At 56.2% G+C, this 13,187-nt stretch carries 11 protein-coding genes and 1 riboswitch; of the genes, 2 read left to right on the top strand and 9 right to left on the bottom strand.

Going from position 1 to position 13,187, the window contains the following annotated elements:
- Positions 1-82 precede the first annotated feature (82 nt).
- A complete protein-coding gene (locus IDH45_RS02400; RefSeq protein ID WP_190924312.1) occupies positions 83-1,009 on the bottom strand; it encodes an NUDIX domain-containing protein in 927 nt (308 codons plus the stop codon).
- A gap of 334 nt (positions 1,010-1,343) precedes the next feature.
- On the opposite strand from IDH45_RS02400, the gene IDH45_RS02395 reads away from it, so the two are divergent.
- Positions 1,344-1,967 (top strand): NUDIX hydrolase, encoded by a 624-nt coding sequence (locus tag IDH45_RS02395; RefSeq protein ID WP_223836318.1) that lies wholly within the window; start codon positions 1,344-1,346, stop codon positions 1,965-1,967.
- Positions 1,968-2,540: 573 nt separating this feature from the next.
- Here the strand turns inward: IDH45_RS02395 and IDH45_RS02390 are convergent.
- The 8 genes from IDH45_RS02390 to IDH45_RS02355 form a co-directional block, all read right to left on the bottom strand.
- Entirely contained in the window at positions 2,541-2,843 is a 303-nt protein-coding gene (locus IDH45_RS02390) for a transposase (protein ID WP_190924308.1), read from the bottom strand.
- Positions 2,844-3,251: 408 nt separating this feature from the next.
- Entirely contained in the window at positions 3,252-4,301 is a 1,050-nt protein-coding gene (locus IDH45_RS02385) for a M14 family zinc carboxypeptidase (RefSeq protein WP_190924306.1), read from the bottom strand.
- Positions 4,302-4,323: 22 nt separating this feature from the next.
- Positions 4,324-5,640, bottom strand: coding sequence for an ABC transporter substrate-binding protein (locus tag IDH45_RS02380; protein ID WP_190924304.1), 1,317 nt, complete (start codon positions 5,638-5,640; stop codon positions 4,324-4,326).
- A gap of 208 nt (positions 5,641-5,848) precedes the next feature.
- The gene (locus IDH45_RS02375; protein ID WP_190924302.1) at positions 5,849-6,790 is read right to left on the bottom strand and encodes a helix-turn-helix domain-containing protein; all 942 of its coding nucleotides are present in this window, start codon (positions 6,788-6,790) and stop codon (positions 5,849-5,851) included.
- 1,261 nt (positions 6,791-8,051) lie between these two features.
- Positions 8,052-8,714: a thiaminase II gene (tenA, locus tag IDH45_RS02370; protein WP_190924299.1), complete on the bottom strand. Its 663-nt coding sequence runs from the start codon at positions 8,712-8,714 to the stop codon at positions 8,052-8,054.
- 17 nt (positions 8,715-8,731) lie between these two features.
- The gene (locus tag IDH45_RS02365) at positions 8,732-9,526 is read right to left on the bottom strand and encodes an energy-coupling factor transporter transmembrane component T family protein (RefSeq protein WP_190924297.1); all 795 of its coding nucleotides are present in this window, start codon (positions 9,524-9,526) and stop codon (positions 8,732-8,734) included.
- Between the two features lie 2 nt (positions 9,527-9,528).
- Positions 9,529-11,043, bottom strand: a complete 1,515-nt coding sequence (locus IDH45_RS02360; RefSeq protein WP_190924296.1) for an ABC transporter ATP-binding protein — start codon at positions 11,041-11,043, stop codon at positions 9,529-9,531.
- 23 nt (positions 11,044-11,066) lie between these two features.
- Positions 11,067-11,666, bottom strand: a complete 600-nt coding sequence (locus IDH45_RS02355; protein ID WP_317891125.1) for an ECF transporter S component — start codon at positions 11,664-11,666, stop codon at positions 11,067-11,069.
- A 161-nt stretch (positions 11,667-11,827) separates the two neighbouring features.
- Positions 11,828-11,936, bottom strand: a riboswitch (TPP riboswitch).
- Positions 11,937-12,201: 265 nt separating this feature from the next.
- Here IDH45_RS02355 and IDH45_RS02350 point away from each other — a divergent pair.
- Complete coding sequence (locus tag IDH45_RS02350; RefSeq protein WP_190924294.1) at positions 12,202-13,065, top strand: alpha/beta hydrolase family protein; 864 nt, start codon at positions 12,202-12,204, stop codon at positions 13,063-13,065.
- Positions 13,066-13,187 lie beyond the last annotated feature (122 nt).

The following is a 13,187-nucleotide window of genomic DNA, read 5'->3' as shown; positions in this document are numbered from 1 at the left end:
TTTCGTCCGATAGCCTGGAGCGTCTCGCCGCCTTCCTCTGTCATCATCGATCTCCCCCTCTGCCCAAGTCGCGTAGCCGCCTTCACGGCAGCAGCCGTTCATCGCTCCTGACGGCTTGAAAAACAAACGACAAGGCCGCCGCCGTCCCGATCGGAAACAGCCTCGTCTCCGGCTCGAGCCCCGGCAGCGCCGCCACCAGCCCCGCCCCCTCGCCGATCAGCTCCCGCAAGGTCGGCTTGCGCCCGGACGCTTCGGCCACCTGCTGATCCGTCATCGCAATCACTCCGCACACCTCGTCCTCCTTCAGCTCGGAAAGCGGCCCGGCCAACACCGCCCTATAGATCACGATCTGGTAGCGGCGGCCTTCACGCGGGCTGCCCGGCGGATGAATCATCTCGTACCAGACATAAGGAGCGGGGTAATCGGAGACGGCGATCTCCGACACGACACCCGCAGACGATACCCGGAGCGTGCGCTCCGCATGACGCAGCTCCACTTCGGCACCGATTTCCTCGCGGGCTTCCCGCTCCGCGCATTCCGTCAGCGACTCCCCGGGCTCCAGATGCCCGCCAATACCGGCAAAAAACCGTTCGCCTTCCTCCATCCGGTGTCTCGACCCGGCTACGAAAAACAGCAGCCTGCCGCTGCGATCCCGCAGCGCAAGTCCCGTCCCGATCTCCGCCCCTTCCGGCATCAGCTCCAGAATCGCAGGAACTTGGGCCAAGTCACTATCCGGCTGGTGCCCCGTGTCATTCTCGGGGTTGCCCTCGGGAGTGTCCTCTAGCTCGCCCTTCGTTTGTTCTTCTTCCGGTTCGTTCTTCGGTTCGTATTTCGGTACGTCCTTCTGTGCATCTTTCTGTGCATCCTTCGGTTCGCGCTCCGGTATGCCCGCAAGTTTGTTATCCGGTGTGTCTTCCGGTTGATTATCCGGTTTGTTATCCTGTTTGTTATCGGGTTGGTCCGCCCGCTGATCCCCCTCTTGGCCCACCGTCCGTTCCAATTTGTTCATACCCCGTCCCCTTCCTCCTCAGCCAAATCCTGATCTTCTCACCCTCCTATCTTACCATATCCATCCGCCTGTTTTAGCGGTTACATAAACTTCGGCAGATGCCGAACAAGCTGCCGATTACGGTGTGAGCGTTTACGATAAGGAAGTAGGCACAGGGGGGCCATGACCTTCAAGGTGAAAAGCAAACACGAATTGCAAGTCTGCAGCCGGAGCCGTATTCCGAACACGAGATGCAGGAGCTGGACCAAGCCCGCTTCGTGAGGGTTCGGTCGCCCGTCTTTCCCTTCGGTTGTGGTACAATGTGTGGAAACGCCAGACAGAGGGGATGAAGGCTATGAAGCATGAAGTATTCGATATTTTCGACGAACAGATGAACATCATCGGCACCGCCACGCGTGCAGACACGCATAAGAACGGATACTGGCACCAGACGTTCCACTGCTGGATCGTCACCCCGAGCAGCGAAGGTCCCTGTCTCCTGCTCCAGAAACGCCATCCCGGCAAAGATACGCATCCGGATCGATACGATATTACGAGCGCAGGACATCTGCTGGCCGGTGAAACGGTAGAGGATGGCGTGCGGGAGCTGGAAGAGGAGCTCGGTCTTCGGGTCCGCTTCGACGAGTTGATCCCGATCGGGACGATTCCGGTCGAGATCCGCTACCGGGATTTGATCGACCGCGAGTTTTACCATACGTTTCTGTACGGCTGCAGCCAGCCGTTGGAAGCATATACTCTGCAGCCGGACGAGGTTGTGGGGCTTGTGAAGGTGCTCGCGGCCGACGCCTCCCGCCTGTTCGGGGGCGAGATCGATTCGATCGCGGCAAGCGGCGTCGAGACCGGTGCGGACGGGCAGTCCCGCGAAGTAAGCCGGCAGCTGTCCCGCGACGACTTCGTACCGCATGGGGCGGACTATTACCGCCATATTCTGGACGCGGTGCGCCGTCACTTTTCGTAAGAGATGCCGGTGCGCGACGACCGGTAGCACGATGCCAGCGGAGGCTGGCGCTTGCACGCTGGCGATCGTGGGTTAGCCATCCAGGCCAGTGCTGTGCCGAGCTGTGGAGCTCAAGCTAGCAATCTTGGGGGGGGGCGATCCTGGGTAACTCTGCTGGCCGGGGTTCTCCGGCTCGCTATGCTGGGGTGAAGGCCCTGGCCGGGGATCTCGAGTCGGGACTCCCGAGCCCGCGCTGCTGAACAATTGCTTCCAGACCAACGAACCCGTCCCTCCTCCCCCGCCAACTGCAGTAAAGAAGGTAATCTCCCCCAACACCTGACATTAAGAGCGGTTTGCCCCCCTTATTTTCGCATAAACAAGCAATCCTACGAAAATAAGAGCGATTTGAAGCACTTAACACAGTGCCAAACCCGAAAAACAGGGCTGACCGCCGAAATTAAGGGTCTCAAATCTCTCTTATTTCGCTAAAAAGGGGATATAACGCTCGAATAAGCGAATAAGAGCTCTAAATGCTCTTATTCGGCCGACCGACGCTACCGGCGAAATGGCCACACACCTATTTCGCAACTGCCATCAGCTATCTGTTCGTCTGTAAGACGTCATCGTACCCCACAGCAAAAGGTACAGCAAATACAGCCCCAGATAGCTGCCAAATAGAAGAAACGCCCAGTTTTCGAACACGTGGTGCACCTCCGTCGCATATACCGTTCCGTGCGCCCGGATATCTTGAACCGCAAACGCAGACAAGAGGCCGAAGCCAAAGGCGCTCACGAGTGCAAGTGCATCGAAAAGCGCCTTCAATAAGCCGGAGATCCGCCGGAGCCATACGAATAGTACCGGTACGACCAGCATCCCGATGACGATTAACAGTTTCATTTCCCATCCCACACTCCTTGCCGCTTTTGCATTCAGCATGGACAGAAGCGCCGGGTGGGATACATACGGGATCAAAAATGTTCGACCGGCGGTCCGATCGGATTCTACTTCTCATCGATTCAGCAAACGGCCACGTTGTCAGACTTGGCAGTCTCCGTGGTCTTGGCAGTCTCTGTAGTCTTGAAGGTCTGATCGGTCTGATCGATCTTCACAGTCGTCACCGTCTGCGGGTCTTCCCGGTCTAGCGGTCGGAGCTACGAACAGCTGTCGCCGAGCGGCGCGGGATGTTTCTCAGCGTTTTGACCAAGCCATCTCTGCGCTCTTCCCTTTCTTCGCTTTCTTCCCCGCCCTTCGCACCCTACCATTTTTTACCGTTCCAGCAGCGATTCATCCGCTTACTCGTATAATTCACGGATATAACGGACACTCCTTCTCCATAAATCGCAGCAGCTCTTCAAACAAAATATAATGTCCCTGCAGCAGCTCTTCGTACGTGTATCTGGGGCCGGGAGCGTCAAGCCCCATGTTCGACTCGAACGTCATCGACAATCCGCCGCTGACGTGGTGCAGCGCCGAAGTCAGATTAAACGAAGGCGGAGCGCCGGTCTTCTCGCCGATTCCCCGTCCATGAATCGCTTTGAACGGAATTCCTTTCGCCCGGTATGCTTCATCCAGCAGATCGACCAGCCGGTTTTGTTTCTTCTCGATCAAAGGCGGGACGTAAGCAGTCGGCAGAAGATGGTTGACCGAATTGGAACCGCCGTGCAGAAGCACGGTCGCGTCTGCCGCTTCCCGGTCGATCAGCTCCATCAGCCGTTTCGTTTCTTCCGCCATCGGCGAGAAAAAATTGTCGTGCATCATATTAATGCCGTCATCGTTAAAATAGCCGCCGAGAAAATCGACCGCGTCCGCGATCGGATGCACCGCCTTGCACCCCGGCCAGCCGCACAGCGTGCCGTCCTTCCAAGTACCTTGGACGTAATAACGCATGTCGGCGAAAGGCATGCCTACGAGCGTATCGAAAGGAATGCGCGCCTGGCCGTCGGGATTCATGCACGGGATGAGCACAAGCCGAAACCGCTCGGCAGCACAGCGAGACAAATACGCATTCTCCTTCCCGCCCCAATCGGAGCCGGTTTCCAGCAAACGTATCAGATTCAAGACGGCCGCCACGCCTTCCAGCTCTCCGCCGTGAACGCCCCCTACGATCGAGATGACGGGTTTATGGTTCCTGCTCTTCTGCGCATAAGCCGATACATCGCCGACCCCGCAAGCGGAGTTGTAGTTCGCTTTTCTGCCGAAGTTTTGCTTCTCCCCGTAGGAGACGGCATAGATGTTCCTGCCGCCCGCCGAACGGGCAAACGTCTCGACCTGTCCCCGTTTGACGAGGGACAACGTTTGCTCCACATGCTCCAGACTGCTTTTCCAATACGTCGGAATCGTTTGCGAATCGCCCATTCGTGAGCCTCCGGTCATCCTCTTATTTTTTCTTGGCCGCTTCCGCTTCGGCAATCGCTTTATCCGCCGCTTCCTGGGCTTCCCTCAGCAGCGTATTGATATCTTTGGACCCTGTCGCGAGTCCCGTCGCCGTCCCGTTGAACAACCCGTCGATGATCGCATTGTATTCATGCGGAGGAATCATTTTGGCCGGTTTGACCGCCAGCGCGCCTTGAATGTTTTTGCCTTTCAGCACTTCCATGTCGGCACCGAAATCTTTACGGATCGTTTCGTCCGCCAGAGCGGTCAAACGCCCGCCCCGATTGATTTTCTTTTGCACTTCGGGCGAAGTGAAAAACTGAATGGCCAGATAAGCATCTTCCTTATGCTTGCTCGTCTTGGATATTCCCATCATTTTGGCGCCGGGATGAATCGTAACGCCGGGCAGGTCCTCGAAGGACGGCATGCCTGCAATATCGTAGTTCATCTGAATGTTGCCCGCCTGCATCGCGCTCGGTATGTCCGTCAGCCAGTTCGCCATCATCGCTACGGTCCGGTCTTTCAGGAAATCCGCGCCTTTGATCGGAAACTCGTTATTTACCACCACGCCCGGAATTTCATAAAAGGGCTTGATCAGCTCCAGGATCGACTTGTGGTTGTCCCGGTTCAGCAGCGCCTTTTGGGTCGACGGATCGTAGATGGGCATCGTTTTCGTACCGGAGAATACGTTCGGATTCGGAGGCACGAAGCCCCGGTATTGGACGTCTGCATCGATGAACGTAAGTCTTCTCGACAGCTCGAGCAGCTCTCCCCAGGTCATCCCGTCCTTTGGATAAGGAACCCCTCTTTTGTCGAAAATGTCCTTGTTGTAAAACAAAGCGTAATGATTCAGATCGAAAGGTACCCCATACAGTTCTCCCTTGGAACCGAGTTCGATAATCCAGTCGATATTCGGCTTGGAGAACGCGTTCAAATCGATCGGATGGTCTTTGTTTTTGATCATCGCGCTCATATCGTACGGAATGTCCAAATCCTTGAATGTGCTGTACCTGACATTGGCGACGTAATAAATATCCGGAAATTCTCCCGAGGCCGCCAATTTGACCGGATCCGTCCGATCGAGCTTCATCGTAATATGCGGGTATTTCGCCTTCAAAGGCTGAAACAGCAGCTCTTCGAATTCCCGGTCACTCATCGAAAGCCAATAAGGAACGAGCTTCAGCTCCACCGGCTCCTTCGGCTTCGTATCGGCCGGGCTGCGGGCCGTCTCGCCTTCGGCGTCTCCCGTCTTTCCTCCCCCGCAGCCGGCCAGCATGGCCGCAGCAAGGATGGCGCACATCGCGGCCGCCTGTTTTTTCATCCGACATCTCCCCTATTTGTTGTTTTCACCGGCGTTTTTTCGGCTAGGCGGTACTCGAATGATTTTACAAATAAAAGATTATTTTGAAGTGTATGCGATTACATAAGTAGCCGTTTCCCTCATGCTTCACCGCTAATGCATCCGCCATGCCGAACCGCCGCACGATTCTCGCCCGCTGCAATCCGCATTCCCGGGAGGTCGTCGCTTCTCAAGCATACAACACCCCCGGTAGCAGAAACCGGTTTAAAAATTGCATAATCCGCTCATTCCGGCGGGATGTACCGCTTAGCTGCGCCCAGTCTGTATTGATGCGGGGAACCCCGTATTTGGCTTTAAAGGTCCGAATGAAATGAGACGGCGAGTGAAAACCCGTCTCTTCGCTGATCGCTTCGACAGATTTCGGGGTGTGCAGCAGCAGACGCGCCTGGTCCAGTCTTTTTTCCGTTATATATTCGTGAATGCTCTTCCCGGTTTGCCGGCGAAACAGCTTCGACATATAGCTCACCGAAAAATGCAGCTCCTCTGCCAGCCGGTCCAACGTATACCGCTCCTTGTAGTGGGCGTCGATCCATTTCAGGATCCTGCCGATGTGCTGCGTCGTACGCAGCGGCTTTACCGGTTTGCCCGCCTCGGCATTCGGCATTACGGTTGTGACCAAGTTAACGAAAAAGGTGAACAGAAACAAAATAACGGCCTCTTCATGAAATTGGCGGCTGCCGGACGTCTGCAAGATTTCGTTCAAGTTGCGAAACTTTTCGTGGAGCTGGGCGTGCTGGGCTTCGTTTAACCCGAATATTTGACTGCTCCCGTCGTCGTTCAAAAAACCGGAGATCAGGTCGTGACACTGGGGGAAAACGGACGCGCATTGCTCCATGAAGATCGGCTTCACTTTAATGAGCGAGCACGTATATTTCGGTGGTACGTCCATGCGGATGTAATGGAGCTGGAACGGTTTAAAAATAAGCAAAGTACGGGGATGGACGGCATAAAAGCGATCGTCAAGAATGACTTGGCCGCTGCCTTCATACACATACAAGATTTCGATCCCTTGGTGAGTATGAAAGTAATATGCGGATTCGGACATCTCATCCCGGGTGGACAAATATTGAAAAAAGTAGAGCTCGTTTTCCAGCGCTCTCGCTACGATCATACGCGGCCCCCTCTCCTATACGTTCCAATATTACACGTAGCTGCACCCATCTCCTTCCCTCACGCCCGACAAATTCAGCAGCATCATACGTATTGCACAAAGAAAAGCGCCTACCGGCGTCCGCTGTCGCTGGCGTTTACCAAGGTTTAGAACCACTCCCATGATATATTTCTGGTAAATAAGAAAAGCTTCTAAACGAAGCCTTTGCCACGATGAATGCCCCCGCGTAAGATGCAGCTTTTCTTGGTACAGAAACTCGCGATTCGCTTTTTTGAAGCAACGCTTTTAAGCTTTACCACGTAGCAAACGGTGGGAGAACGCCGCTTGGAGGGGGTCGTCTTTGCGCAATCCTCCGGATACGCACGTTTTTGGCAATAGGAAACCAAGCCCCCTGAACTTCTGTAACGATAAGAAAAACCGTCCGGAAACTGTACCGGATGGTTCTTTGACGTGCAATCCCATACGCAGGCGCGTCGAAGGGAATGGTACCTTCGCTCCGGCCGCTCGTCCTCAGGTCGTGTTGTCTTGTTTAGACTCTCTTACGCAGGCGCGTGGAAGGCAATGGGTACCTTGCTCCGGCCGCTCTCCCCCAGTCGTGTGGTCTTATTTAGACTCTCTTACGCAGGCGCGTGGAAGGCAATGGGTACCTTCGCTCCGGCCGCTCTCCCCCAGTCGTGTGGTCTTGTTTAGACTCTCTTACGCAGGCGCGTGGAAGGCAATGGGTACCTTGCTCCGGCCGCTCGTCCTCAGTCGTGTGGTCTTCATACAGTGGTATGGCTAACGAACCCAGCAGTCGTTATCAGAGCCGAATCCGGACGTTTGAATTTGTAACGAACTCTTGTATGGTTATTCTCCGCAAATCGGATCGTTTTTTTCCGCTTTCGGTTCGATAACGATGCCTGGATTCATTACGACTGGAACAACGTCGTTTTTCAGCTATAAGCATGATACGATTCGTTAGCATCTGTTAGCATCTGTTAGCATCTGTTAGCATCTGTTAGCATCTGTTAGCATCTGTTAGCATTCGCTAGTATTCATTAGCATTCACTAGCGTTCGTTAGCATTCGTTAGTATTCGTTAATATTCGCTTGCATCCGTTAGCATTCGTTAGTATTCGTTAGTCATCGAACCCGAGTATACGTTCACTAGCGCCAAGTAAGAAAACCCCTTCCTTTAGCACGGTAAAGAACCTAAACTTCTGGCAGATTAAAAAGACAGCCGAATCCCATTCGGCTGTCTGTCACATCCATCGCATGTTTGATTAAACCGGCCACGCTTCCTTGCGGTAACCCATATCCCAGAACTGGTACTCGTACTGGCTGCTGATCAGGAACTGCCGCTCCATCCGCGTCCGGTCGGCTTCCGTCACGCCTTCGGCGATCCGGTCGAGCCGGTCGACCTGCTCCTGCACGAGATCGCGGAACCAGTCGCCGCCATATGCGGCAATCCATTCGCGATAGATCGGCTCCTCGGGTGTCGCGCCCTGCAGTCTTTCGCCAATCTCGTAGTACAGCCAGTAGCAAGGCAGGATCGCCGCCATAATATCTCCGAAATGGCCGGTATAAGCGGCGCGCAGCAAGTGCGACGTATAGGCGTACGCCGTCGGCGCAGGCTGGAACGCCGCCCGCTCTTCGTCGGTAATGCCGAGCATGCCCGAAAATTTCTCATGCATCGACAACTCTGCGCCGTAGGTGCCCTGAACGTGGACGGCCATCCGGCTCGACGTATGCAGATCCGGCGCCTTCGCCGCTCCAAGGGCCTGCACTTGCGCGTAGCAGGCCAAATAGTAGGCGTCGTTCATCATATAATGCTTGAACCGGTCGAGCGGCAGGCTGCCATCGGCAATCCCCGTTATGAACGGATGGGTAAAGCTGGCTTGCCAGCTTGCATCCGCGGCTTCTCTCAGACGTTTGGAAAACAACATCAGTTTCTCCTCCTTCTCTATCTTACATCCGTAATATCGACGTACGGAAACAAAATTCCCGCGGCATAAGCCGCAGCGCATAAAGCGGCGGCCGCGGCGACGAAGAACAAGTCTACGTTGCCGAAGCCGACAACGTAGTAATACGTCCGGCGGCCGTTTCCGGCAAACCGCTTCGCCTCCATCGCGACGGCGATCCGCTGTGCGCGCCGGATGCTTTGGGCCAGCATCGGAACCGAATAAGCTTTCATTTTCCGGTACAGTCCCTTCAGCCCCTTCTCCCGGCCGACGCCCCGAACCGCCAGCGCGTGACGAAGCGTCTGAAACTCCTCGAACATGATCGGCAGCAGCCGCATCGCGGCCATGAAGCTATAGGCGTATTTGGGCGGCACTTTGCACTGCTGCATCAGCGAGTAGAACAAAAACACGGGCCGCGTCGTAAGCGCGAACAGCAGTCCGACGAAGGCGAAGCACAGCGACTTGAGGCCGATCTGGACGCCACGGAAGAAGCTTTCCTTCGTAATATGGATCAGCCCGAAGTCCCACCAGGTCGTTTCCCCTTTGCCGTAAAACATCATCGACGTCGTCGACGATACGAACAGCAGCAGGGCAGGCAGCGAGAACAGCGCCATTCGTTTCCACGGATGGCCGCTTGCCGCGACGTAGCCGAGCAGCGTAACGGCCGTAACGTTCAGCATCACACTCGGGTTGTGCGTAAACAGGACGAACATGAACAAGGTCAGACAAAACAGCAGTTTGAGAGACGGGTTCACCCGGTGGAGCCACGTTTCCCGGTAAGAAAACTCGATATTCACGGTTAGCGGCTCCCTCCTCTCTGAACGAATTCCGGTTCCTTCTCCGGAAGCTCATCTGCCGCTGCCGGCTCTGCGAGCTGCCGCGGCCCGCGCAGATCGTGCTCCAGCCGGCCGTCGCGAACTTCCCAGATCCGGGTGGCGAACCGGCATACAATATCCGGATCGTGCGTCACCATCACAATCGCGGTCCCTTGTCTGCGCCATGCTTCCAGCCGTTCCAGCAATGCGAACGTATTTTTCGCATCCTGACCGAATGTCGGTTCGTCCAGCACCAGGATGCGCTGCTCCTTCACGATTGCCGAGGCGACGCTGAGGCGGCGTTTCTGCCCGAGTGATAGTTGAAACGGATGATTGTCCTTCCGCTGCGTCAGATCGAAGTCCGCCAGCAGCGCGGACGTTTTTGCCTCCACCTCGGCTTCCGGCCGCTTCTCCTGCCGGAGCGAGAAGGCGACCTCGTCATAAACCGAGTTGGTGACGAATTGAAACTCGGGATTTTGGAACACGAAAGCGATCTCGGCCGACAATCCTCCCGTCTGCTCCGCCGGCCTGCCGTTCAGCTCGTAACCTCCGGCTGTCTGGAGCAGCCCCATCAAGCCGAGGAGCAGCGTGCTCTTGCCCGCCCCGTTCGGACCGGTTACGGCGATCCATTCGCCAGCATAAACTTCCGCCGATTCCACGTACTGCTTCTGCTTCTTGCCGCGCCATACCTCGAACCGGTCGAGGCGAATGAGCGGCCCGGCCGAAGCCGCTGCCGGCTCTGCGGTCCATGGCGCATAACGGTCGCTGCGGATATAATCGTCCCAGACGCCAGGGTACCAGATTCCGTCTTCGGCGAGGCGATGACCGTAATTGGCGAACAGATCCGCCGCCGGGCCGTCCGCCGTAATCTCCCCCGATTTGCCGAACAGGACGACGCGATCGATATAACCGACGATCTCTTCGATCTTATGCTCCACGATGATGACCGTTTTCCCTTCTCCCGCCTTGCGGATCGTCTCCCATACCTGCTTCGTCCCTTCCGGGTCGAGCAGGGCGGTCGGCTCGTCAACGAAGAGCACGTCGGGCTCAAGCGCCAGCGCGCTTGCGATCGCGAGCCGCTGCTTCATTCCTTGGGACAGCGCCGCTATCGGGGTATGCAGCTCCTCGAGCTCCAATCCGACCTGACGGAGCAGCACGCCCATCCGCTGCTTCATCTCTTCGCGCGGAACGAGCAGATTTTCCAGAACGAAGGCAAGCTCCTCATCGACAAAGGGCATGCAAAACTGCGTATCCGGATCTTGAAAAACGAACGCCCACCGCTCCGGTACGACGATCCGCTCTGCCGTCACCGGCACGTCCACCGCCCGCGGGATTAAGCCCGACAGCACCTGCAGCAGCGTCGATTTGCCGCATCCGCTAGGTCCGAGCAGCAGCACCTTTTCCCCGCGCTTCACCTCAAACGACAAATCCCGGAACGTCAGCGCCGGCGCGCCGGGAAATTTAAGCCTTAGCTGTTCGACTCCCGCCGCAGCCTCCATGCAGAATCACTCCGATGCTAAAATTAATCGTGCAGCGAACGCCGGTCGGATTCGGTTACCGGGCGGACGATCCGGGTTACGCCGGTTGCGTCGAGCGCTTTGACCAGATAATAGGCGACACCGCCGGTGATAACGATACTGCTGATAAAGCGGAACACGAAGTACAGCGTCAGGTTCCAGCCTTGCAGCTCGATCAGATAGCCCTTATACCAATCCATTCCCAGCGAGCCGAGGCCCGCCCCGATTCCGGCCAGACAGGCGACGGCCAGCGAATACGAGCGGTAGCCGAACAAGGCGAATACGATCTCGGCGCCGATCCCTTGCGCAAGGCCGTAAGTAAGCGACTCTACGCTATACTGTGAGCCGATCAGCATCGCGAATACAGCGGCCGACATTTCGCCGAGCAGCGCGACTCCGGGCTTGCGAATAATCAGAAACGCTACGGTAGCCGCAATGAACCACATGCCGTACGTCAGCTGTTCGACTTGCAAGCCGAAAATTTTGACGAGGTCGTACACCGATCCCCATACCCGGAAGATGACGCCGAAGACGATCGCAATGACGACCGTGACCAGAATGTCGGTCAGCTTTAATCCTTTGGAGCTTTGCAATACGTTAGACACGGGTATCCTCTCCCTTTCTCCTATTGATGTCTCTTTGCCGCCTGCCGGCATGCGGCGGACAGCCTCGCTCCCTAATCCGGGCAATCGCCGGGACCCATAAGACGCAAAAAAGTCCACCCCCTAGAGGTGGACTGGCATTCGAATGAAACGATCGGTTCGAACGGTCAGGTGTCCCACTTCCCTACGCTGGCATCATCCAGATCAGGTTCGAAGGGTCTAGGATGTGCGCACATCCAATCTCAGCCCTGCCGGGCTCCCCTAGTGACACCCTTATCTTAACACGATTTATGTTGTTGTCAATATCCCCTTTTCCGGCAAACGCTGCGAATACTTTAGCGATTCGCCCATTTCGGAGCATGCCAAATTGACACAGCTCCGCAGCAATGCTTCAATGAAGGCAAACCGTTTCAATACCACGGGCGCGCTTTATCGATAACCATTTTGATCCGTTAGTTCGCATGGGAATGTGACCGCTTATTCGCGCATCGATTCCCAAAGCTGTATCCGATTACATATGGAATTGGAGGACCTGACTATGAGTTCGATTACGTTTCAATATCAGCTAGAACCGGAGCGGATCATCCGCGGGGATTTCCACCCGGCGCTGCGCCCGAACCCGCAGGCGACCGTGATTTTGGTGCATGGCTTCAAAGGGTTCAAGGACTGGGGGATGTTCCCCTACGCGGCCGGGCGGCTCGCCGAGACGTTCGATGTAATACGCTTTAATCTGTCCCGTAACGGAGTCGGGGCATCGCTAACCGATTTCGACGAGCTGGACAAATTCGGAAAGCAAACGTTTACCGGCGATCTGGAAGATTTAAAAGATGTCGTCGTCCGCGTTCGCGAAGGCAAGCTGCCGGTGGCGGGCATACAGCCGGTGGCGGAACGGGTCATACTCGTAGGCCACAGCCGCGGCGGCGGCGAGTCGATCGTGCTGGCGCTGGATGAACCGGCGCTGGTCGACGGGGTCGTCTCCTGGAACGGCTCGACGTCGTTCCCCGCCATATTCGGCGAGCCCGCGCTGCGCGCGATGCGCGAGGACGGCATCGCCTACATTGACAACGCGCGCACGAAGCAGCGTATGCCGCTTGAGAAGATCATCGCGGACGATCTGGAGCGAAACCGCGACCGGTTCGATCTGATCGCCCGCATCTCCCAGCTGCAAGTACCGCTCGTGCTCATTCAAGGCACGGACGACTTCCGCAGCCTGTGGTCCGGATCGGAGAAGCTCGTATCGGCCGCTCCGTCGGTCTCTTGGATTCACATAGCCGGAGGCGATCATACGTTCGGAGCGAAACATCCGTTCATCGGTTCCACGACGCCGCTGGACGAAGCGATTGCCGCCACCGGGAGGGAGATCCGGGAACGCATGCTCCAAAGACCGGCCGACCTCGATTAAACGCGCTGGATCATTTGGGAAATAGTGACAATAATCATTTTGGTATGATACGATAGGGTTAAGCCTGTACGATCCGGTTTATTGCAGGAGTGTGTCCATGGATCCGATACGTCGACAAAGGA

The sequence above is a fragment of the Paenibacillus oceani genome (assembly GCF_014705615.1).
GTDB lineage: Bacteria > Bacillota > Bacilli > Paenibacillales > NBRC-103111 > Paenibacillus_AB > Paenibacillus_AB oceani.
The sequence above is the reverse complement of the archived record's forward strand: the minus strand, read 5'-3'. Positions and strand labels throughout refer to the sequence as shown.